At 43.4% G+C, this 21604-nt stretch carries 17 protein-coding genes and 1 pseudogene; 6 read left to right on the top strand and 12 right to left on the bottom strand.

The annotated features are described in order from the left end of the window. Window positions 1–7: 7 nt before the first annotated feature. Window positions 8–463: a hypothetical protein gene (locus PCC7418_RS16390; RefSeq protein ID WP_015227305.1), complete on the top strand. Its 456-nt coding sequence runs from the start codon at window positions 8–10 to the stop codon at window positions 461–463. A 33-nt stretch (window positions 464–496) separates the two neighbouring features. Here PCC7418_RS16390 and PCC7418_RS16385 read toward each other — a convergent pair whose 3' ends face one another. Continuing rightward, on the bottom strand, window positions 497–1411 hold the full coding sequence (locus PCC7418_RS16385) for an alpha/beta fold hydrolase (protein WP_015227304.1): 915 nt from the start codon (window positions 1409–1411) through the stop codon (window positions 497–499). A 130-nt stretch (window positions 1412–1541) separates the two neighbouring features. On the opposite strand from PCC7418_RS16385, the gene infC reads away from it, so the two are divergent. Beyond that, window positions 1542–2072, top strand: a complete 531-nt coding sequence (gene infC, locus PCC7418_RS16380; RefSeq protein ID WP_015227303.1) for a translation initiation factor IF-3 — start codon at window positions 1542–1544, stop codon at window positions 2070–2072. 79 nt (window positions 2073–2151) lie between these two features. On the opposite strand, the gene PCC7418_RS16375 is transcribed toward infC, so the two are convergent. The 6 genes and pseudogenes from PCC7418_RS16375 to PCC7418_RS16350 form a co-directional block, all read right to left on the bottom strand. Continuing rightward, on the bottom strand, window positions 2152–2853 hold the full coding sequence (locus PCC7418_RS16375) for a YrhK family protein (protein WP_015227302.1): 702 nt from the start codon (window positions 2851–2853) through the stop codon (window positions 2152–2154). A 12-nt stretch (window positions 2854–2865) separates the two neighbouring features. Beyond that, window positions 2866–3717, bottom strand: a complete 852-nt coding sequence (gene fghA / locus PCC7418_RS16370; protein WP_015227301.1) for an S-formylglutathione hydrolase — start codon at window positions 3715–3717, stop codon at window positions 2866–2868. A 282-nt stretch (window positions 3718–3999) separates the two neighbouring features. Beyond that, entirely contained in the window at window positions 4000–5109 is a 1110-nt protein-coding gene (locus PCC7418_RS16365; protein WP_015227300.1) for an S-(hydroxymethyl)glutathione dehydrogenase/class III alcohol dehydrogenase, read from the bottom strand. Window positions 5110–5183: 74 nt separating this feature from the next. After that, window positions 5184–5723, bottom strand: a pseudogene (locus PCC7418_RS16360) (RNA-guided endonuclease InsQ/TnpB family protein); the annotation flags it as partial. Window positions 5724–5823: 100 nt separating this feature from the next. After that, complete coding sequence (gene ltrA, locus PCC7418_RS16355; protein ID WP_015227299.1) at window positions 5824–7599, bottom strand: group II intron reverse transcriptase/maturase; 1776 nt, start codon at window positions 7597–7599, stop codon at window positions 5824–5826. Window positions 7600–8031: 432 nt separating this feature from the next. After that, complete coding sequence (locus PCC7418_RS16350) at window positions 8032–9009, bottom strand: RNA-guided endonuclease TnpB family protein (RefSeq protein ID WP_015227298.1); 978 nt, start codon at window positions 9007–9009, stop codon at window positions 8032–8034. Window positions 9010–9279: 270 nt separating this feature from the next. Here PCC7418_RS16350 and PCC7418_RS16340 point away from each other — a divergent pair, with 270 nt between their 5' ends. The 3 genes from PCC7418_RS16340 (at window position 9280) to PCC7418_RS16330 (ending at window position 13456) form a co-directional block, all read left to right on the top strand. Continuing rightward, window positions 9280–11544, top strand: a complete 2265-nt coding sequence (locus tag PCC7418_RS16340; RefSeq protein ID WP_015227297.1) for an amino acid permease — start codon at window positions 9280–9282, stop codon at window positions 11542–11544. A 127-nt stretch (window positions 11545–11671) separates the two neighbouring features. Continuing rightward, entirely contained in the window at window positions 11672–12580 is a 909-nt protein-coding gene (gene miaA, locus PCC7418_RS16335) for a tRNA (adenosine(37)-N6)-dimethylallyltransferase MiaA (RefSeq protein ID WP_015227296.1), read from the top strand. A gap of 48 nt (window positions 12581–12628) precedes the next feature. Continuing rightward, on the top strand, window positions 12629–13456 hold the full coding sequence (locus PCC7418_RS16330; RefSeq protein ID WP_015227295.1) for a hypothetical protein: 828 nt from the start codon (window positions 12629–12631) through the stop codon (window positions 13454–13456). On the opposite strand, the gene PCC7418_RS16325 is transcribed toward PCC7418_RS16330, so the two are convergent. Continuing rightward, a complete protein-coding gene (locus tag PCC7418_RS16325; protein WP_235620714.1) occupies window positions 13398–13724 on the bottom strand; it encodes a hypothetical protein in 327 nt (108 codons plus the stop codon). The two genes, PCC7418_RS16330 and PCC7418_RS16325, sit on opposite strands and share 59 nt — an antisense overlap. Before the next feature lie 474 nt (window positions 13725–14198). Between PCC7418_RS16325 and PCC7418_RS16320 the strand changes: the two genes are divergently transcribed. Further along, on the top strand, window positions 14199–14999 hold the full coding sequence (locus PCC7418_RS16320; RefSeq protein ID WP_015227293.1) for a hypothetical protein: 801 nt from the start codon (window positions 14199–14201) through the stop codon (window positions 14997–14999). A 23-nt stretch (window positions 15000–15022) separates the two neighbouring features. On the opposite strand, the gene PCC7418_RS16315 is transcribed toward PCC7418_RS16320, so the two are convergent. The 4 genes from PCC7418_RS16315 to PCC7418_RS16305 form a co-directional block, all read right to left on the bottom strand. Next, window positions 15023–16111, bottom strand: a complete 1089-nt coding sequence (locus PCC7418_RS16315) for a transposase (protein ID WP_235620713.1) — start codon at window positions 16109–16111, stop codon at window positions 15023–15025. 4 nt (window positions 16112–16115) lie between these two features. Further along, the gene (locus PCC7418_RS19985) at window positions 16116–16745 is read right to left on the bottom strand and encodes an IS607 family transposase (RefSeq protein ID WP_015227291.1); all 630 of its coding nucleotides are present in this window, start codon (window positions 16743–16745) and stop codon (window positions 16116–16118) included. Between the two features lie 289 nt (window positions 16746–17034). Further along, window positions 17035–20103, bottom strand: a complete 3069-nt coding sequence (locus PCC7418_RS16310; RefSeq protein ID WP_150107085.1) for a tetratricopeptide repeat protein — start codon at window positions 20101–20103, stop codon at window positions 17035–17037. A gap of 76 nt (window positions 20104–20179) precedes the next feature. After that, window positions 20180–21583, bottom strand: coding sequence for a tetratricopeptide repeat protein (locus PCC7418_RS16305; RefSeq protein ID WP_015227289.1), 1404 nt, complete (start codon window positions 21581–21583; stop codon window positions 20180–20182). Window positions 21584–21604: the final 21 nt, after the last annotated feature.

Below are 21604 nucleotides of genomic sequence, written 5' to 3'. Positions count from 1 at the left end.
TTAGATTATGGATAATTGGACAACTGAACAAATTTTAAGATTAGGTCGAAAAGCTAGTTTTGTCTTTTGGGCATCTTTATTAATTCCCTTTGTTTTTGGTTTCATTTTGGCAATATCTGCTATCTTGAAGCAAGCTCTTTTTGCAGATTTTCATGTGGTTTTAGTGAAATGGCTAGATCGGATTGCTTTATTGAGTTTTATTATGAGCGCAATCCTAACAATTATGACGGCATCAGAAGCAAGTGGTCGCACTGCAACATCCCGAACTCCCTCTAGCCAACTCGATCGTCCTTTAACTCGAAAACAAAAAACGAAAATTGTTAAATCTTATGAGCGTCAGCCACAATTATTCCCTTGGCACTATATCATGCGTGTACCTTCATTTGTATTAGAATTTCATCTACATTGGGGATGTGTCGGCGTTCCTTCTCAATTTCTCCAAACGAAATCACCAGCGAAGTAGTAAGATATCTTGGTTTAATTAGAAGATAATTCCTTATTCGGAAAGAAACTGACACTTTTCTAACCAAGGTAAAATTACTCGATGAAACTGTTGCGGAGATTCATCATGGGGACAGTGACCCAGTTCCGGTAACATAACTAATTCTAGGTTAGGATTGAGATTAACAAACGATCGCGCTAACCCTGGGGGAATCATTCGATCTTGTTCTCCCCAAAGTAAAAGGATTGGAATCTGCAGGTGGGGTAATAAATCCTTGACTGCTGTCCCAAAACGAGGGTTCAATGCTGATTTAACTAAAGCCACAAACGCATCTGCTGCGCCCTCATCTTGAGGGGGCGTGCTGAGGATCTCCACTAGGTCTTCATCTAACGCCGACCCTTTCGGATAGGCAATTTTAGCCCAACGACGAATCACCGAGCGCGATCGTAAAATGGGAAATAATCCCCGTAAGAGCCAGGGCGCACTAAATAGCGATTCAATACCACTGACGACTTTTTGCACTGGTGGGGGTAGCATCTCCGAACGCGCCGAAACATCCGGTAAATTAATTAAAATTAGTCCCTGTGCCATCTCTGGATAATGGGCAGAGGCAGTGAGACTCACCAGCGATCCCAACGAATTGCCCATTAAAATTGCCGGGGAACCAATGACCACTGACCAGAATTGATACAGTTGTTCCGCCCAAAACTCAATACTGTATTCCGTAGCTGCCTTCCGGGATGCGCCAAAGCCGAGTAAATCAATAGCATAAACTGTATGGGTTTCACTTAAAACTGCCAAATTATATCGCCAATGCGCGATCGCAGCCCCAAAGCCGTGAACCAATATGAGGGGCGGATTATGGTGTCCTTGCACCGAGCGCGATCTTAAATACGTATAACGGACTTGCCAACCCCGCCACACCCAATCCCGTTGTCTTCCTAAATCTAAATTATTTTCTTGACCCATCTTTCAATTTTCATCTGTTACTTTTGTGTTAACATTTGGCAAAAATTCCAACAGCGTTATTACAATGGCAAGGGAATAACCTTATATTGTGAGACTTACTCTAAGCCTAACCGAATTTCCATAAACGCCTGTGAAGAATAAAAAACGCAACCGCCAGCTTCCCCAAATCAACGAAAACATTCGTTTTCCCAAAATTCGCGTCATTGACAGCGAAGGAGAACAACTAGGAATTCTCACCCCTGACGAAGCCCAAAAAATAGCCGAAGAAAGAGATCTCGACTTGGTTCTTGTCAGTGATAAGGCGGATCCGCCAGTTTGCCGAATCATGGACTATGGCAAGTATAAGTACGAGCAAGAAAGACGGGCAAGGGAAGCGAAAAAGAAACAACATAATGCCGAAGTTAAAGAAGTGAAAATGCGCTATAAAATTGACGAGCATGATTACGAAGTGCGCGTCAACCAAGCCAAACGCTTCTTGAAAGGAGGGGATAAAGTTAAAGCAACCATCAACTTCCGGGGTCGAGAAATTCAACACGTTGATCTCGCGAGAGATTTGTTAGAACGGATGGCAACTGACCTCAAAGACACCGCAGAAATTCAACAATCGCCGAAACGAGAAGGTCGTAACATGATTATGTTATTGTCTCCCAAAAAAGAATAGTTAAGTTTTCTTCAACAGATCGCTTTTGAGTCGGGTGGGCAAAGCCCACTCTCAGTCGGTGATTTTTGGAGTGGTAGCATCAACTTAAAAAGTCCTTAAAATTTCGATAGAGTCGGTAGTAATTAATAATTCCTCCTAAGAGAAATAGGAAGCTACCAACAATATATTCCCAAGCGACATAGGTAAACAGTAACCACTGTTCTTGCATATCAATGGGTTGCCATAAATAAGGAATTGATGCGACTAAGAAAAGCGTTGATCCCAAAGCAAAAGTAATCGCAGTAATGTTGAGCAATTGCAGTTTAATCAGTGAGCTTGCCTGTAAAATTTCAATAATATTGATGCACGCGCCCACGAGAAACAGTAAACTGCCAATAATAAAACACCAGCTTCCAGCAACCATCATGTCAACCTCTGAGAGGAACAATAGACTACCAATAATAAAGAGAATTGTTCCAATAATGTAAACATTAGCTGCTAAAAACTCTAGCCAATCCCAAATCGTTAAAAGGGGTTGAGATCGGAGATAGTTGGTTGATTCCCAAAGATCTTGACCAGTCACAATTAAGTAAACAATTGACCCGCCAAAAAAGATCCAAGCTCCAACATCTAAAAGTTCCTCGTATCGTGGCAGGAAAAACACACTACCAATGACAAATGTGATTCCTCCGACAATGTAAAGAACACCATTGGTTAACTCCCAGTTGAGGTAACTGACCCCGAGTGCTTTTTGAGTAAACAGGGTGTATTGACGCGGACGGCTTGTAAATAAATGTGGCATTTGACGCTAAATTTAACCGAAGAGAAATTTGGCATGATGCCCTAGATGCTCTCTTATAAAACTCATTATAAAAAAGTAGCTATGGTCATAGCCTTCTCGATAGTGTAAGTTTAAAGGCTGTCCCACACTTTCACAGGCTTGGGCAAACTTTTCGGGTAACAATTGCTGTTGTGCGAGGAAATTATCTTCCGTGCCCTGGTCAATTAAAATCGGTTTATCGAGCCATGTTTTTTGTTGAACTAACTCGGTCGCATCATAATCATTCCAAAGGGTTTCTTCTTCCCCCAAATAATGACTAAAGGCTTTTTTTCCCCACTGACATTGTTTTGGGGCAGCGATCGGCGCAAACGCTGACACAGAAAGATACCGTTGAGGATTTCGTAACGCGCAAACTAACGCGCCATGTCCGCCCATAGAATGCCCAAAAATTCCTCGTTTTTCGGAAAGAATGGGGAATTGGCTCTCCACTAAACGGGGCAACTCTTCTACCACATAGCTATACATTTGATAATGGGCTTGCCATGGGGGTTGCGTCGCATCCACATAAAACCCAGCCCCAGTTCCTAAATCGTAGTCCGTGTCTTCGCCAAGAATTCCTGTATCGCGAGGGCTAGTATCTGGTGCAACAACAGCAATGCCCAGTTCTGCTGCTTCTCGTTGTACCCCAGACTTCACAGTAAAATTTTCTTCAGTACAGGTTAAGCCAGAGAGAAAATACAATACTGGAACAGAATCATATTGCGACTGCGGAGGAAGAAAAATGGCAAACCGCATCGGTGCATCGCAGACATGAGAAAAATGTTGGTAATACCTAACACGGCCACCGCAACAGTGGTGTTGAGCATTTAATTTCAGATCAGACATCAGTGATTGGTCATTAGTTAGGGTGTGCGGAAAAAGTCCATTGGTCGGTTAAGACCGTTCTTGGTTGTTCTTTGTGATCTGCGGAAAAGGTATCCTTCAATGGGGTGAGAGAATCGGAAGGATCGAAACCCAACAGTAGAAAACGTAGGTTGGGTTGAAGTAATGAAACCCAACAGGATATATAGCGTTTCTTAGTCGCTTGAGGACAGTGACCAGTTACCAGTAATCAGTTACCAAAGAAGAAAATGAGAGTGAAAACTGCTATGCTTGCATCCTTTGCCATTAATAAGTGAGCACAGTCCGAATTGAACTTCCTTCGTGCATTAAATCAAAAGCCTCATTAATTTTTTCAATGGGAAGCGTGTGTGTAATGAGATCATCAATATTGATCTTCCCCTCCATATACCAATCGACAATTTTCGGGACATCGGTGCGTCCTCTTGCACCGCCAAAGGCACTTCCTTTCCAGACGCGACCTGTGACCAATTGTACGGGACGAGTAGAAATTTCTTCTCCAGCCCCAGCAACACCGATAATGGTACAAACGCCCCACCCTTTATGACAGCATTCAAGAGCTTGACGCATGACATTAATATTACCGATACATTCAAAACTGAAGTCAGCCCCACCATCTGTAAGTTCAATGAGATGGCTGACCAGATCCCCTTCGATTTCATGGGGGTTAACAAAATCAGTCATTCCAAATTGTTCCGCAAGGGGACGTTTTTTCGGGTTAATATCGACACCGATAATTTTGTCAGCGCCGACCATTTTTGCCCCTTGGATGACGTTTAAGCCAATACCTCCTAAGCCAAAGACAACCACATTTGCCCCTGCTTCTACTTTGGCGGTAAATAAAACAGCACCAAGGCCAGTGGTGACACCGCAACCGATATAACAAACTTTATCAAAAGGGGCATCTTCCCGAATTTTGGCCACTGCAATTTCTGGTAAAACCGTATAGTTGGCAAAGGTAGAAGTTCCCATGAAGTGATGGAGTCTTTCTCCCTTTAAGGAAAAGCGACTGGTGCCATCGGGCATAATCCCTTTCCCTTGGGTGGAACGGATCGCTTGACAAAGATTCGTTTTTTGGGACAGACAGAATTTACATTCGCGACATTCTGGGGTGTAAAGGGGAATGACATGATCGCCAGGTTTAAGGCTTTTCACGTCTTCTCCTACTTCTACAACTACTCCTGCCCCTTCATGCCCTAAAATGCTCGGAAACAATCCTTCTGGGTCTTTTCCAGAAAGGGTATAGGCATCGGTATGGCAAACACCGGTCGCTTTAATTTCCACTAACACTTCCCCAGCTTTGGGCGGGTCAAGTTGCACGGTTTCCAGTTTTAGGGGTTGGTTGGCTTCAAAGGCAACTGCTGCTTTTACGTCCATTTTGATTCTTAATTTCTTACTTTGTTCATTTTATAGCACTACTCATGCAGGTGTTTAACATATGAAAATCTACCTCATTGCTCGGGAAAAGTTGACACTCCCACGGCTACGCTTCGCGCTTTGCCGTGGGATTCTTCATTCTGTGACTTCACTTGCTCAGACAAGACTTGTGAGGACACGGATGCGGAACTTGGTTCCGCATCGTGAGATGTCCGTCCAGCCTGAGTAGAGGTGATGTCTCCTGAAGCGTTTAGGGAGTCTAGCCCCCAAGTTCCGACGTGCCCCGTCGTACTTAGTCCTTTATTTAGGATATTGATAGCCGCGTTTTCATCTCTGTCTAGTTGACAACCGCATCTACAAGTATGGGTGCGAGTTGATAGAGACTTTTTAACAATCCGCCCACAATTAGAACATTCCTGACTAGTATATTGGGGAGGTACTGCAACTGTCACCTTCCCAAACTTTTTAGCGAAATACTCTAACCAGACTCGAAACTGATACCAACCAACATCGGAAATTGATTTAGCAAGATTATGGTTCTTAACTAAGTTTCTCACTTGCAAGTCTTCATAGGCGATCAAGTCGTTAGACTGAGCTACGCAACGCGCGGTTCTCTGTTAAACTCAGCAGGGAAGTCGCCCTCCCTACTGGTCTTCAGAACGAAGCATGAAAGTTTCCCTTCACTTCGCTCCTCTCTAAAACAACCTATTGTCATTAGGCACATCCCTCGTAACTACCATCATTACGAGATTTTACATCATGGCAATGTCGATGGAGAAGTTGTTTGTTGCTTAGGGTGTTTTTACCTTTTTTGCTACGAGGTGTTATATGGTCAACCTCCCACAAGTCTCCATCTTGGAAGTGTAGTCCGCAGATTGCACACTTTCCTTTTTGGGTTTTAAGAAGTTTTGAAACTTCAACCTTTATATCAGCATATGAACCCATTCTGGAACTCCAATAACGCCAGTCCCCGTTGAACGGTGAAGCATCTCCTTTCACTTTCACGTAATTTTGGTGAGGTGTCCAGCTATGCTTTATTAGGTAGAGTCCATCTGTTAACGAGAAGACCCATTTATCTTTCCTGCCTTCAACAGCTTGTCTCCAGTATTTCTTAGTTACCCATTCCCAGTCCTTATTAGGGTGTCGGCGTTTTGCCCATCGACGAAGTTTTGACCAAATTTTATAGTCCAAGTCTGTAAAGGTTTCAGAACTACAGCAGGCTGAGTAATAATTAGACCATCCCTTGATGATAGGATTTAATTCTTTAATTAAATCTATCTGTTTCGATGCTTGATGATTGTCGATGGTATCAGCTAGCTTTTTATAATGTAGCTTCACCTTTTCGTCCGAGGGCTTGATTATTGTCATTAAATTCGATTTCTTCTTGCCATGCTGATGTTTTCCTACCTCATACTGTCTTATTGTGAATCCCAAAAAGTCGAAACCCACTTGATTATCTTCTACAGTTTTGGCGGTATGGCAAAGGCGTGTCTTCGATGGTTTCAATTCACAACCAATTTTAGAGAGAAAATCCTCAATTATTACTTTACATTCCTCCACAATTTCTCGATTCCAGTGCATTAACACGAAATCATCTGCGTATCTAACAAAGTCAAGGGTTCTTACTTTGTCCCGTTTACCTTTTACCCCAACCCTTTCGGGGAGTTGATTGACAATATATTCCCTGACTACGGTTTCTAACCCATGAAGGGCTATATTTGCTAATAACGGAGAAATGACCCCGCCTTGTGGAGTACCCTCTTCTGTGGGAAATAATGACCCACCATCAACGATTCCTGCTTTTAGCCACGCTCTAATCTGTCGAGCGAAAGTCGGAGATGTATTCAATTTTCCTAGTAGGTAATCATGGTTGATACGGTCGAAACATTTGGATATATCGGCATCTAGGACGTATTTGCCCTTAGTTCTCAATCCATTCCATATTGCTTCTATGGCATCGTGACAAGCCCGTCCTTTTCTGAATCCATAAGAGTTAGGTTCAAACTTTGCTTCCCATTCTGGCTCTAGAGCCATCTTCAGTACAGCTTGCTTTGCCCGTTCATAAAGTGTCGGTATTCCTAACCCGCGTCTAGAACCATCGGATTTTGGTATCCATACTCTTCGAGCAGGCTTTGATTTATTGGCAAATTGAAGTGAACCAGCCAAGGTCAACCTTTCGGGAGGAGTTAACGATTTAACCCCGTCCACACCAGCCGTTCTTTTTCCTTGGTTGTCCTGCGATACGGTTCTCACTGCGAACAGCTTTGCGTAAAAGGACTTTGACAACAATCTTTGGAGTTTACGAACCTTTTTGACATCACCACGTTGGGACGCTTGATAGATGCGCTTTTGGAGCTTAAAAACTTTGACTTCAACTTTCTTCCAATTGATATTCCGCCACAACCACGTCGGGTCGTCCATTCGGAAGGTCAAGAAGGAAAGCCAAAACCATCGTCTATATTTAGTAACTAGCCCAGAGGACTGTCTCATAACTTATTAACTCTACTGAGTACCTCTATCTTTTGTCTTACAGTGAGTTTGTCAGCATATCCCTCCTTTTATAGAGGGCGTTCGCTTCTAACTCAATCCCACCCTTCGGTATCCTGACAGATGACCCAGATTTTGCGCCTTTGGTTTGGCTACTCAGTCTATCGACCTTGACTGAGAGATATCCGAGGGGTTAACTCGTTCCCTATTTCCTTTGATTGTGACCTTAGACCCTTACTATCCACCGACGGTTACTTTGATGTGCGATTTAAGAACGCCAATGCTTAAATCCAACCGTTTCACTTTTTGTGTCCTGAGTGTCAACTCCTTTCTCAGGGTGAAGATTACGATGGTTCAGGCGTAAGTTCGTTTCCTAGTCATAGTCACGTTCTAGCAGGAGGTCGTCAAGCGAGTTCAGACTTATCCCACATTTAACTACCCTGCTTTATCGTCACGTAACCAACGCTTTGATAAGGGTAGCGATGTCATCCCGCACATTGGGATGATTGGACTTGGCAAATGAGCCTCACCAATAAGGAGATAGAGTTCAGACGGACTCCAAGGGGAGTTTTCGTCTGGGATGGCTCGAAAAGAGGTTTGAGACCCCTGCGACTTCACCACCCAACGAGTCGCACTGGCGTGTTCTCTACGTTGTCTACTTATCTTCAAGTGTTTTTTAGCTAGTCTCTGTCTTGCTTTCCCTCGGTTATTTGAGCCTTTTTGTTTTCGAGACAGACGACGCTGACAGCGTTTTAACTCCTCTTCTCCTTTACGAAAAAATCGAGGATTTGGCTCTTTGTGTCCTTCACTGTCGGTATAGAAGTCATGCAAGCCAACATCAAGACCAAGAATCTGCTTAGTTGGCTTAACATCTTCAGTTACATTAACGTTAATGCAAAACTGACAATAGTAGCCGTCTGCTCTACGCACCAACCGAACACGCTTAATTTGGTCAGGAGAGTAGAAATAAATATCTCTACTTCCTATGAGTTTTAAGCGACCAATGTTGTTCTTGTCGGTGAAGGTGATGTGCTTTTTGGTGTTTGGGTCGAGCTTCCAACCAGTAGTTTTATACTCTACTGAGCGGTTGTTCTTTTGGAATTTAGGATAACCTTTTTTTCCTTTAATACCTGCTTTACAGTTTTTGTAGAAGCGGTTGATAGCTGCCCATGTCCTCACCTTCGCTCCGGTTTCGGAAGATGCTTGTCTTGCTTGTGAATTGAGCTTTTTAGCAAAGTCAAACTCCTCAGCTAACTGTTTGCAAAGTTTACTGAGGTCGTACTTACCAACACCGTTATTATCCATCCAATAACGAAGGCACTTGTTTCGGATAAACTGAACAGTGCGAATCGCCTCATCAATGGCATTATATTGAGTTTTGCTGGCTTTGACTTTGTATTCAATAACAAACATTACGCTGTCCTTCTAGCGTAACTAAGTTATAACACGAATTGATGGAGTTTGTCAGTCTCAGGGGTATTGAACCTCCTCACGCTTTGCTCCGGTCGAATGACCCGCCTTATATCCCACGGCTAAAAGCACGTGGGCGCGTGCGGCGACTTCTGTAACTTTAACATTCCTTTCCCCTTTCCCTAGGGCGAAGGGCTCTCTCTTGCCAAATATCCTAAAATCAGACAATAGTTTATTTTTTAGATCACGATCGCGCTGGAAAAACTCGCGATTATGCCAACACTTTGTATGGTCAAACTTCCCACGCCAAATCAAGAGCAAGCCGATCGCCCCAACTCTCCAGCCAATGGTCAAAAATTGGGGATGTTTGGCGGTGTCTATACCCCTTCTATCCTCACCATTTTAGGGGTCATTATGTACCTCCGCTTTGGCTGGGTGGTGGGCAATGTCGGGTTATTGGGGACGTTAATTATTGTTACTCTCTCCACTTCCATTACCTTTCTCACCGCACTCTCGATTTCTGCCATTGCTACGGATCGCGTAGTGCGCGGGGGTGGGGCGTATTACATGATTAGTCGCTCTTTAGGCATTGAAAGTGGCGGTGCAGTGGGCATCCCCTTATATTTTGCCCAAGCCCTCTCGGTTGCCCTTTATACCTTGGGATTTGCGGAAAGTTTAGTCAATGTCTTTCCCCAACTCAATCAGTTGTATGTGGCGTTAGTGGTAACGGTTTTGGTTGCTGGTGTCGCGATCACCTCGGCAAATGCAGCGATTAAAGTCCAGTATCTGATCATGGGCGCGATCGCGCTTTCATTATTATCGTTCTTTTTTGGCAAACCCCTTGAACCGACAGCAATTGAACTTTGGGGGGCTTCGGATCGCCTCTCTGAACCGTTCTGGCAAGTGTTTGCGGTCTTCTTCCCTGCGGTAACTGGAATTATGGCAGGAGTGAATATGTCAGGGGACTTAAAAAATCCCACGCAAGCGATTCCAGTGGGCACATTAGCAGCAGTGGGCACCGGTTATGTCATTTATATGATTCTGCCGATTGTCATGGCAACACGAGCGGATGCAGCCACCCTTTTAGCAGAACCCTTAATCATGAAAGAAATCGCGTTATGGGGGCCTGCCATTTTGTTAGGGGTATGGGGGGCAACGTTAAGTAGTGCTTTGGGCAGTATTTTAGGCGCACCGAGAATTTTGCAAGCCCTGGCTAGAGATCGGGTGTTACCCCGTTGGATGCGCTTTTTAGGGAAAGGCAGTGGGGCCAATGATGAACCGCGAGTCGGAACGGCGGTCACGTTAGCTGTTGTGATTGCCACAGTTTGCATTGGCGACTTAAACCTAATTGCCCCTGTGCTCACCATGTTTTTTCTCACCACTTATCTCGTTTTGAATATTTCTGCGGGAATTGAAGCCTTTTTGCAAAGTCCCTCCTTTCGCCCTCAGTTTAAGGTGCATTGGATCTGGTCTTTATTGGGCGCGATCGGCTGTTTGGTGGTGATGTTTTTAATCAACGCGATCGCGACTGGGATTGCTGCCGTGATCAGTCTCAGCATTTATTTTTGGCTGCAACGACGAGCCTTAGAAGTCACTTGGGGAGATGTCCGTCGGGGCTTATGGAGTGCCCTCGTGCGCATTGGAATTTACCAACTGGATCAAACCTATCGTGAAGAAGATCCCAAAAATTGGCGACCCCATATTCTTGTTTTATCCGGTGCCCCCACCAAACGCTGGTCACTCATTGAACTTGCCGATTCTCTCACCAACAAACGTGGTTTGGTTACTGTTTCTACTGTCTTAAAAAATAGTGCTCGTGGTTTAGTGCAGCAACGAAAAATGGAACGACGGGTTCGCAATTATTTGGATAAAAAAGGAATGCAAGCCCTTGTCCGAGTCATTACCGCTCATGATACCTTTGCCGGAGCGCAACATCTTGTAGAAACTTATGGTTTGGGCCCTGTCGTTCCCAATACAGTTTTATTAGGAGATAGTGAATCCGTAGAACATCGGGCAAGTTATTGTCAAATGATCGCGCAGATTCACCAATCCAAGCGCAATTTAATTATTTTCCGAGAAAATCACGACCGCAACTTTGGCAAACGACGCAGAATTGATATTTGGTGGGGCGGAAGTATGCAAGCCAATGGCGGATTAATGCTACTCCTTGCTTATTTACTCCGCAGCGATCTCCGTTGGCGAGAAGCCAATATTTATCTAAAATTAGTTGTGAATCATCAAAGTGCTGTTCCTCCCGCTCGTGACAATTTAAATCAACTCTTGAGTGATTTACGCATTAGTGCCACGCCACAAGTGATTGTTGCTGATGGTCGTTCCTTTGAGCGAATTTTACGAGAAACCTCTCGCAACGCAGACTTAATTTTTTTAGGCATGGCAACCCCAGATGAGCACTTTGTCCGATACTACGAAGAACTCCAGAAAAAAGTTGCGGAATTACCTTCGACAGTCTTTGTTTTAGCTGCCCCCGATTTTTCCTTCTCAGAAGTGTTTAATGATTCTGGTATTACTAAAGCATAAACTGATTCCGTTTGGTTTCAAGGTTTCTCTGTCTGTTGATAATAGGAATCAGCGACCAGTTACCCAAGAATAAATAATGTAAAGACGTGCCATGAAACGTCTCAATAAATAACCCATAACCAGAACAATGAAACCGTCCTTGATTGTTATTTGCGGTGCGACTGCAACGGGAAAATCGAGTTTAGCCCTACAACTTGCCCAATCTTTCCCTACTGTTATTTTAAGTGCCGATTCTCGACAAGTTTATCGCAACTTCGATATCGGCACTGCCAAACCAACAGCAGAAGAACAAGCCTTAGTTCCTCATTATCTCATTGATATTTGTGAGCCAACTGACACCCTAACTGTTGCTGAATATCAAGAACAAGCCAACTATTTAATTCATTCTCTTCCCCAATCTCCTTTACTCTTAGTGGGGGGAACTGGATTATATATTAAAGCAATTACGAAAGGTTTAAAAATTCCTCGCGTTGCCCCACAACCCGACTTAAGATCCCGTTTGCAAACTTTAGGTCAATCTCAACTTTATGCCTTTTTAAAACAAGTTGATCCCACTGCTGCTAGTAAGATTCATCCCAATGATCAAGTGCGTACTCTGCGGGCGTTAGAAGTTTTCTATGTCACTGGTCAACCGATCAGTGAACAGCAAGGAGAAAATCCGCCTTCTTATCCAATTATACAAATTGGTTTAGATTGTTCCCCCGATGAGTTAACCACAAGAATTAGCTATCGCACAGAAAAAATGTTAGCTTCTGGCTTAATAGAAGAAGTACAAGGATTAATTGATCAATATGGTTGGTCACTCCCGTTATTAAATACCCTCGGTTATCAAGAAATTAAAGATTACTTAGCCGGAGAAACGAACTTAGCAACAGCAAAAGACTTGATTATTCTTCACACTCGTCAGTTTGCAAAACGACAACGCACTTGGTTTCGATCGCAGCAGGAAATTATCTGGTTTGATCCCCAGCAACCGCACTTAGGGGAAACTGTTTTAGACTGGTTAGAGGGAACATCCGAAATCAAAAATTGCTAGAATAAGCGAACTAACCCTCAAATGAAACTGTGGTGAGTGCTAGGTTCTATGTCCAATTCCAATCCCAACCCAACCAACAGCAATGAAATCTTACAACATCCCATTCCGCCTCCCACTCATGAGACTCAATATCGCGCGATCGGATTGGTTTGGGGCGTTTATCATCCTCAAGATAAACTCACTTGCGGTGAGATGATTCTATCAGACAACACCCGCTTAGAAACAGTGCTCTTGGGACGGGTGATGAGTGTAGTGAAAAAACATATTAATTTAGATGATCCGCATCTCTGGGTCGTGTATCCACGCACCCGACAAAAACAAGATTATCTACATTTGCAAGTGGTTGGAGTGTGGGAACCAAAAACCCTGAAAGAATCGTCAGAACGGGCGGAACACTTAGCAGAAGAAACCGTGACTCAGGTAAAAGCCCAAGCGGGATCTTTTTCCATTCGGGGAGAAGTCATTTTTTATTCAGAAGCTGAACAAAAAATTATTGTTAAAATCAAGCGGTTTGCCCCGAATAAACCCAACTTCTTCAAGCTGAAATTGAGTGGCGTTCTCCCTGAGGACACCGAAAAATTAGGATGGTTTTGGAATCTCGATGCCCAGTTAAAAGGAGATGAATTAGTCGTCACTGAAGCCCAAAAAATTGCTCCAGTCAATGCCAAAACGAAACGCAATCGCAGTCCGAAAAAAATCATTAAAACTTCGGCTCAGAAAAAAAAACGCCTCCTCCAACAACGAATAAGCCCAAGCCAATTCCGCGTCGGAGAAAGCAGCGATCGCAGCACAATCAAAACTCAGGAGACACTTCAAGTTAAGCAATTCCGAGGAGTTGTCGGAATCTCTGAGGCGCAAAAATGGCGTAACTGTTAATACCCAAGCAAGTTATCGCTAAGGATAATAAAAGATAGGTTGGTGTCATCACCACACCGACGGCTAACCAAGTGAAAACATGAAAAATCATTGCAAAAGCCGAAATCATCGCAAAGCCTGCATTCCAACGGAGATTGATCGTGGGGAGTTGACGGACTAATAGTAATAAGGTTACTGAAGTTAATAAGAGATTTGCAGGAATTAACATCCCACAAATCGTGACACAGTATTGACGAGAAAAAGCAAATAAATCGAGCAAGGTAATCACTATCCTCCATCACGATAAGCGAATAAAAATAATGATAAACGTTCAGCAGAAGTGCTGCGTCAAAACTGTTAAATCTCGTTACAGAACCGAAGTATGTTCTTGAATTGCTACCTTGAGCTTAACACTAGCAAAAACAACTCTCTTTTCAGTTCACAAGCTGGGATCTGCAACTAACTAATCACGCCAGTCAAAGTTAGGGACAACTGATCCGCCCCGTCAACCCGATTCTTCTTCTTCTAAAATTGATACTTTCAAAAATCCCCTTTCACGATACAATAAAAGCGGTTCAGTCTTTATTTAGTGATTGAATCTTTATCGACTAACCAAGTTATGTCCTTCAAGTTAGCGCAAGCTAGGGTAGAAGGCACTTCAACCCCAGTGAGACATCACTCTTATCGCCTTGGCTCTACCTTAGTAGAGACCTTCTAAATTAAATAGACAAAATTAGTACCATTAGAGGAGTGTTCAAACATTATGGCAACAAATACCATTCAGATTCTTACAGCAAATTCGCCTGAGGTCGTTCCAGTTACTGAGGGATTTTTTATTGATTTTGCTGGAACTCAAGACAGTACTCGTATATTTAATATCGAAGCGGGTGCAGGTGCTGAAAACCTAGATCCTGGTGCAGTGGTCAATCTCACTGGACCAAGTAGTAGTTTTGATTATGCCCGCAATGGCTCTACTTTGGTTATCTCTGATGGAGACGGCAACATTAGTGCAGAAATTTTAGCTAATCCTAACCAAGCTAGTACTGTTACTTTTGATGACCTTGTAACTAGTGTAGAGGTCGTGAACAATGAAATTGTCTTCGGAGGTCTCAGCTTCGCCGATGGAGATGAATTTGATGGTGCAGAGACCGACTTAAGCTCTCCCACCTTCGAGATCACGCCAGATGGCGATGATGCAATCCTTGAGGAAGGAGAAGATCTGACTTTTACAGTAACCAGTTCAGCAGAGATTACAACAAGTTTAGATTATTCAGTCGGACCAACTGGAGTGGACCCAACCACTCCCTTTGACTTTGATGGTGGTGTTAACCCAAGTGGTGTTGTTGAGTTAACCGATGGTGAGGGAACATTTACGATTACTGCTGAAGATGATGACCTAGATGAAGTGGATGAAACCTTCCAGGTAGTAGTTAATCCTCTTGACCTTCCTGACCAAACCTTGGCTACCGCGACTGGAACCATTCCTGCAAATGATGCCCCTCCTGGCATTGCTCTACCTGATCTATCGGATCTAGGGGATGACTTCGATGACTTGATAGTTTAGTGCAACATTTAACCTTCTTAAATCTACTCATAGTTGAGTAAACTTAAGCTAGGTATAGCATTACTCGTAAGAGTAAAGGGCGTTGCCGCCAAAGCCCGTAGCATAATGTTACGGGCGCCATTCCAATCTCGGTGTACGGTGTAGCCACAACTAGGACACTTAAACTTCTTACTTCCTCCTAAGCGATCATGAATGTGACCGCACTCTGGGCAAGTTTTAGAGGTATAAGACTCATTGCATCGGACTACCAAGACTCCTTTACGTTTCGCCTTATGTAAAAGATGTTCAGCGAACTTATGGTGACTCAAAGTCATCATACTACGAGCGGTCTTTGAGTTAATCTTTCTTTTGTCTTTCAATACCATCTCAGAAGTATTAAAGGTAGGAAGAAAGATTACCTTGTAGCAAGAGACTAAGAACTTAGCCACTTTGTTATGAAGGTCTTTAACTAGGTTTTGAATCCGATGACGTATCTGTGTGGCTGCTTTTCGCATCTTAAACCGCTTTCTCTTAGAATTACATTTGGCAATTCGGCTTAGTAAGTCGTCGAGATGTGTACAGAGTCGGTTAACTCGTCCAAGATCTCTCTCGCCAACCTCTAGGACTCTATTGCCGTCGTAACCCGTTAAAAAAGTTCTGACACCTGGGTCAAGTGCGATTACAGAATCAGTTTCAGTGCAGCTTTCCTCTCGACATTCTGGAAAGATACCGTACCACTTCCCTTTTTGATAGACTAGCTGCGTTGCATAAAGGCATTCGTTAGGAAATGATTCAGGAGAGTAGAAGGTTAAGCCTTTAGTTTTCTTTGGATACCAACATCCTTGCTTATAGTTGCCAGCTTTGAATTTTATAACTTGACTTGGGGCTTTAACCGACTTAAACTTAGCCTGACCACCATTCGCTTTCGCTTGGGCAAAAGCATCAACAGCATCAGACACCGCTTCCTGTAATTGATGTCCTGGAAGTTCTTTTACCCAGTCAGGGCGATCTGCCTTTCTAGCTAAGGGTTGAAGAGTGTATGCACTGATATACCCTTCTTTCTTTAATTTTTCGATAGTCCAGTTGTAAATCCATCTGTAAGCAGCTAGCCAGCGCTTCCAAACCCGATGCAAGTCTTTAGATGGATATACCCTGATCTTCTTGACAGCGTTGGGAGTTGACTTCGACGTTCGATGCCTCGGCTTTTTCTTGTAGGGCAAGTTCGACTTGTTTTCGGTACTTTCCGAGTCCGTATAACCGAGCAGAGAAACAGTGGAGGATGGACAAGATATCTTCAACGAGTTCTTGTTCTGGAGAGAGATTTCTTTCATTGAGAACCACGAGTTTACATTCTGCTTGACTACAGAGCCACTCAATGAGGGGGAAGCCAAATCTAACGAGTCGGTCGGAGTAAGCGCAGACAAGGCATCCGACATCACCTTGGTAAATTCGCTCCAGTAAGGAGAGGAACTTTCGCCGCCTAAAATTGAGTCCTGATCCAACTTCTTTGACCAGTTCTGCTCTTGGGTATGCTTGACGCAGAAAGTCAATTTGTCGTTCAAGGTCATCTCTTTGGGAATGAGTAGAGACTCTTGCATAGCAAACAGTGGGTTTCTCTGTCTGGTCTTCATACTCCGAGATTGAGAATCGTCGTTGTCCTCCTGGGGTGCGGATGGATTTGATCTTTCCTTCTTTATCCCATCTTCTAAGGGTAGAGACTGAGACTCCAAGTTGTTTGGAGGCTTCTTGGGGGCTGACATAGGACATTTGTATCTTTTTTGTGTTTACATACTTAAACACATTATACCGAGATTTTATAAGGTATAGCAAGGTTTAGGTATGTATTTCGTTACTTGTTACTACCTCCGTTAATTTCACGGTGGGCGATCAGGGTTAACTTAACTCATATTTCGCCCTTCGTGATGGGACAATGCAGAAAAAAAATATTGTTAAGAGATTTGTAAATCTTGATTCAATCAAAACGGTAGATAGGGAATTGAAATAGGATGCTAAAGTTTTGCAACTCGAAGCATCCCCTGTTCCCTTTTTTTGTCATCTACCCAGCGATTTCTGTCGCTTTTTTATAGGCCATGATCGCGCTTTCAACATCACCGCTCGCTTCTAAAGCCTCTCCTAAATGATGATAAACATCCCAGCGTTGAGAATCTTGTTGTAACGCTTGTTGATAACAAGCAATTGCTTGCTGCCATTGTCCCTGACTTGCCAAAATTTGACCTGACCACAGGCGAGCATCTAATTCCTCTGGCTGTAAGGTGATTGCTTGGGAGTAGGCTTCTAGGGCTGAAGATAAATCCCCTTTACGATAATGCACTTGTCCCAGTAATTTATACCCTTCCCCGTGGGTGGGATAATGCTTGACTAATTCCTCACAAATAATCAGACAACGATCCCAGTCTTCCGCATTAAAACAAGCTCTGGCTCGCCGTTCCATTACTGATAAGGGTTCTGGTGAAAAACCAGTAGTTTCTTCCTCTGGAGTCTCTTGTTGGGTCGCTTCAATGACTGCTGGTGTTTCTTTCTTCCCAGAAAACTGCTCTGGGGAGCTTTGGGAGAACAGCCACTTCCATTTCGCCATTGTTTCTAATAGCCGACTTAATCCTTTGGTAAAGGTCGGAAAGGTACTCGCAAAAAATGTTAACCCTGTGAGGGATTCTAATGATTGATTCCCAGTGTTTTCCAACGATAATCGTTCCACTTCAGTACCAGAAAATAGAAAAATATCAACTTGTCCAGTTGTCGTCTTTTGTCCTGTTAGAAGAGCGAAAGCCTCCTGATATTGTTTTAGCGCTAGTTCTGATTCTCCACGCTGTATGGCTGCTTCTGCTGCTTGCTGTAGTGCTAGGGCAGATTCTACTGTTGTGTTGTCGCTGGATATATGGGTCAGTGTTGCTGGCAATTCTGTTTCTTTATTTGCACTCAGAAGCCATTGCGCCTGCTGGTAGCAAGCATTCGCTTCTTCGCGCTCTCCGACTTCAGTTAACGCATTTCCCAAGGCTTGCCAAGTTTGAATAGCATCTGGATTCTTCTGTAACACTTGGCGATAAAGAGGGATTGCTTCTTTCGCTTGTCCTTGCCGAGTAAACAGATCTCCTAATTCCTGCTGCACGTCGGCAGCTTCAGGGTCTAAACTCAATGCTTTGCGATAACAAGTGATTGCTTCTTGGCATTTTTTCTGTTTAGCTAACCCTCTTGCTAACTTAATACACTCTTTTAGGGTTGTCTCATCGTTGCTTTGTGACAATGCTTGATATCGGTATTCAATTGCCTTAGCGGGTTTTCCCATACCCTCAAAAGCCAGAGCTAATCCCTTGTAAGCTCTACTCTGGTTAGGAGCCAGTTTCAATGCTTTCCGATAACAAGTTATTGCCCGTTGCCACTGCTTTTGCAGCAAGTGCCAATCTCCCAAATCTACCTTTAAGTCAGCCCAATTTGGGGCAAGTGCCATGGCTTTTTGATAATACTGTTTTGCTTCTGGGAGTTGTTTTGCTTCTTGGAGAGCTTTAGCTAACCAACGGTAAGCATTGACCTCAGGTTCAATCGCTAGGGCTTGACGTGCTGCCGCGATCGCGCGCTGAGGCTGTTCGTTTTTCAAGTAGGCTTGCGTCAGTTCGACATAAGTGGGTGCATCATCCTTTTCAAGGGCTTTCTGCAAGAGGAACTGACACTCATTCTGTTCTGTTGCTGGCGTAATTGTGCCCGAATTTCCCTCAGTTTCAGTTTTCTCTTCTTCTGATTCGGGAGTTGGAGTCAGTTGAGCAACTTGGGAGGAATCATTCTCGTGACACTCAATTGCTTGTCGTAAACTAGCAGCTGCTTCTTCTTCGCGTCCAGCATTCTTGAGCACTTCTCCCAGTCGATAGTGAGCCAAAGCCCAGTTCGGTTTTTGCTGAATTGCATATTGATAAGAAGTAATTGCCTCTGTTAGGTTTTGCTGTTGAGCCAGTTCATCGCCTAATTCTAAATGCTCTTCAGCAGTTTTCTGATTCGGCTCTAAGCAATAACTGCGAGACCATGCTAATGTTGCTTTATTTTTCTCCCCTGCTTTAGCTAACGCCCGCGCCAAATTTTTCCAAATCCCTGCTTGTTGATCATCCAGTTTCAAGGCTTGCTGATAATAGGAAACTGCCTGCTGCCATTGTTTCTTCTTAGCATATAGGCTTCCCAAGTTCGCATAGGATTCCGGCAAAGGTTGAAGGGCAATTGCCTTAAAATAACAAGATTCTGCTTCTTGAGGCTGATTCGTAAGCTGTAATGCTTTTCCTAACAAGTGCCAAGTTTGTGCATCTTCTCCCTTGGTCAGTGCTGTCTTAGCTGTTGTGATTACATCCTGCCATTTTTGCTGTTCAGCATGAGTTTGAGCTAACCCTTTGTAATGACTAAACTCCTCCTCTGGTTTGATAGAAGGCTCGCTCTTGCCATTATTAGTTGTTGATACGGAATCAGCTGAAGAAAGAGTATTTTGCTGATCACATTCCATTTTTTTAGTCAGGGCTGCTTTTGCTTCCTCTTGTCTTCCCGCTTTTGCCAAGGAATCTCCTAAGCGTTGGTAAGCCTCAGCCCACTGTGGAGCAGCTTCTACCGCTCGCTGATAAGACACAATTGCTTTCTCGATTTGACCCAGTTTTAAGAATTCATCTCCGAGGTTTAGACGTTGTTGAGGAGTGACCTGATTGGGTTCTAGGCTATAAGCGCGTTCTCTGGCTTCAACGGCTTGTTGAGGCTGATCCAATCGCTCCCATACTCGCGCTAGATTACGATACACTCCAGCCAAATCTGGCTTCAATTCAATCGCTTTTTGATAGCACTTCAAGGCATCTTGCCACTTTTCTTTTTTGGCATAAATTGAGCCCAAGTTAGCATAAGCAAGAGCACTACTCGGTTCAAGTGTAATTGCTTGTTGATAGGTTTCTGCTGCTGTTTCTAAATCACCGATTGCTGCTAATGCTTTTCCTAAATTGTGATAAGCAAGGGCAAAATTAGGATCTAACTTTAGGATTTGGCGACAAAGAGAAATGGCGTTTTGAAACTTTTTCTGAACAAGGGCAGTTTCTGCTTCTTGGTGTAGATGAGTGATGCTGGTTTGGGGCTGGGAATTAGAAGTCATTTTAGAATCTAAATTGAAGGGAAGTTGAGTCAGTGTTGTCTGAGCTTCGGCAGTAGAGCGCAAAACCAGTCAAGAATTAATCAAAAAGATATCCTGTTTCTTCAGAGCCTAAGGTTGCTGCAATTTCATCAATATTTGGAATTAAGCGATAGGTTTGCTCATCATTAAATTTATTCTGGTTCGGGTTAAGTAACTTTTGCATTTTCTCCATCGTAGAACCACTCTTGATTTCACTAACCCCTAAGTAGCGGTAAACTTCATTTAATTTATCGATTTTGTCGGCTGGTGTCAATTTCGGGTCTAAGAAATCTTCATAGTTAAGCTCCAAGAGATCTAGTCCTAGGGCTTGCACAATTGTACGATATTGTTCCTGTCGAGTTTTTTCCCAATTCAGATGTCTTTTCAATTTTTCGATATCTAAAGGTTGGTATTGTTTTTTAAAGAGTTGATTTCTGTCGCCTTGAAAGAAGCCTGCTTGTAGGGAAATATAGAGAGAAATAATTCGTTTTAGTTGATTTTTTCGCTTTAAGAAGATAATGCGATCATAAACATTCATCAACAAATGAAGATTTTGGTCAAACGAGAGACTATAACTGAGATGTTTAATTCCATTGTGATTCTGCTCATTAATTTCTGCGATGATGCGATCCAGGACTGGTAGGGGGTACTGCGTTACCCAATGTTGGCTGTTGCGAGAGCGCTCAGGATCGAGTTCTAAACTAGGGTCTTTTTGAGTATTCGATAAATATTGGGCTTGCAATGATACGCCATAATCCTGATGAAAGGGTTCTGGTCGGCAGTTGAGATCAGGATGTAAATTTAATAATTTGACTAGGGTACTACTGCCCGTTCTAGGATAAGCAAAGATTATAAAAGACGATCGCGATGTTGCTATCTCTTGTCCCACTCGTTTGAGAGCTTGCTTTAGCTTTTGTAGAGCTTCCTTATTATTGGAGTCAAGATGGAAAGACCGTCGATAACAAGCAATTGCCTTTTCGATTGCATTTTGCTTGAGGAGCGCATCTCCTAATTCAATATGCTTCTGTGCTGAAATTTTGTGAACATCCAAACTATAAGCACGAAACCAGGCTTCTGTTGCTCTGTTGGAATCCCCAGACTTTCCCCAAAGCCGTGCTAGATTCTGATAAATTTTGGGCTCTTTCGGTTCTAGGGTGAGGGCTTTCTGATAGCAACTGAGAGCTTTTTTGAACTGTTTTTGCTGCCCATAAAGAGAACCAAGATTCGTGTGAGCCACTGCGGAATTGGAATCGAGAGCAATGGCTTTGAGGTAACATTGTTCTGCTTTTTCGACTTGTTCAGTGAGGTGGAAGACCTTACCCAAGGTTTGATAAGCAGGAGCAAAGTCTGGGTGTTCCTTGATCATTTGCTCACAGAGGGTGAAGGCTTCTTGTAGTCGCTGTTGATTAATATACGTTTCAGCTTGCTTATGGAGGGCTTGCGGATCAATTGTTGAAGTCATAGAGTTTAATGAGTCGGGTTC

Source organism: Halothece sp. PCC 7418 (assembly GCF_000317635.1).
In the GTDB taxonomy this organism is placed as follows: Bacteria; Cyanobacteriota; Cyanobacteriia; order Cyanobacteriales; family Rubidibacteraceae; genus Halothece.
The sequence above is the reverse complement of the archived record's forward strand: the minus strand, read 5'-3'. Positions and strand labels throughout refer to the sequence as shown.

Bases quoted from the DNA above. Each gene is read 5' to 3' on its own strand.
- miaA (WP_015227296.1), top strand. From the start codon at position 11,672: ATGAAACCGTCCTTGATTGTTATTTGCGGTGCGACTGCAACGGGAAAA.
- fghA (WP_015227301.1), bottom strand. From the start codon at position 3,717: ATGTCTGATCTGAAATTAAATGCTCAACACCACTGTTGCGGTGGCCGT.
- PCC7418_RS16350 (WP_015227298.1), bottom strand. From the start codon at position 9,009: ATGTTTGTTATTGAATACAAAGTCAAAGCCAGCAAAACTCAATATAAT.
- PCC7418_RS16375 (WP_015227302.1), bottom strand. From the start codon at position 2,853: ATGCCACATTTATTTACAAGCCGTCCGCGTCAATACACCCTGTTTACT.
- PCC7418_RS16340 (WP_015227297.1), top strand. From the start codon at position 9,280: ATGCCAACACTTTGTATGGTCAAACTTCCCACGCCAAATCAAGAGCAA.
- PCC7418_RS16385 (WP_015227304.1), bottom strand. From the start codon at position 1,411: ATGGGTCAAGAAAATAATTTAGATTTAGGAAGACAACGGGATTGGGTG.
- PCC7418_RS16330 (WP_015227295.1), top strand. From the start codon at position 12,629: ATGTCCAATTCCAATCCCAACCCAACCAACAGCAATGAAATCTTACAA.
- PCC7418_RS16310 (WP_150107085.1), bottom strand. From the start codon at position 20,103: ATGACTTCTAATTCCCAGCCCCAAACCAGCATCACTCATCTACACCAA.
- PCC7418_RS16390 (WP_015227305.1), top strand. From the start codon at position 8: ATGGATAATTGGACAACTGAACAAATTTTAAGATTAGGTCGAAAAGCT.
- ltrA (WP_015227299.1), bottom strand. From the start codon at position 7,599: ATGAGACAGTCCTCTGGGCTAGTTACTAAATATAGACGATGGTTTTGG.
- PCC7418_RS16305 (WP_015227289.1), bottom strand. From the start codon at position 21,583: ATGACTTCAACAATTGATCCGCAAGCCCTCCATAAGCAAGCTGAAACG.
- PCC7418_RS16320 (WP_015227293.1), top strand. From the start codon at position 14,199: ATGGCAACAAATACCATTCAGATTCTTACAGCAAATTCGCCTGAGGTC.
- PCC7418_RS19985 (WP_015227291.1), bottom strand. From the start codon at position 16,745: ATGTCCTATGTCAGCCCCCAAGAAGCCTCCAAACAACTTGGAGTCTCA.
- PCC7418_RS16365 (WP_015227300.1), bottom strand. From the start codon at position 5,109: ATGGACGTAAAAGCAGCAGTTGCCTTTGAAGCCAACCAACCCCTAAAA.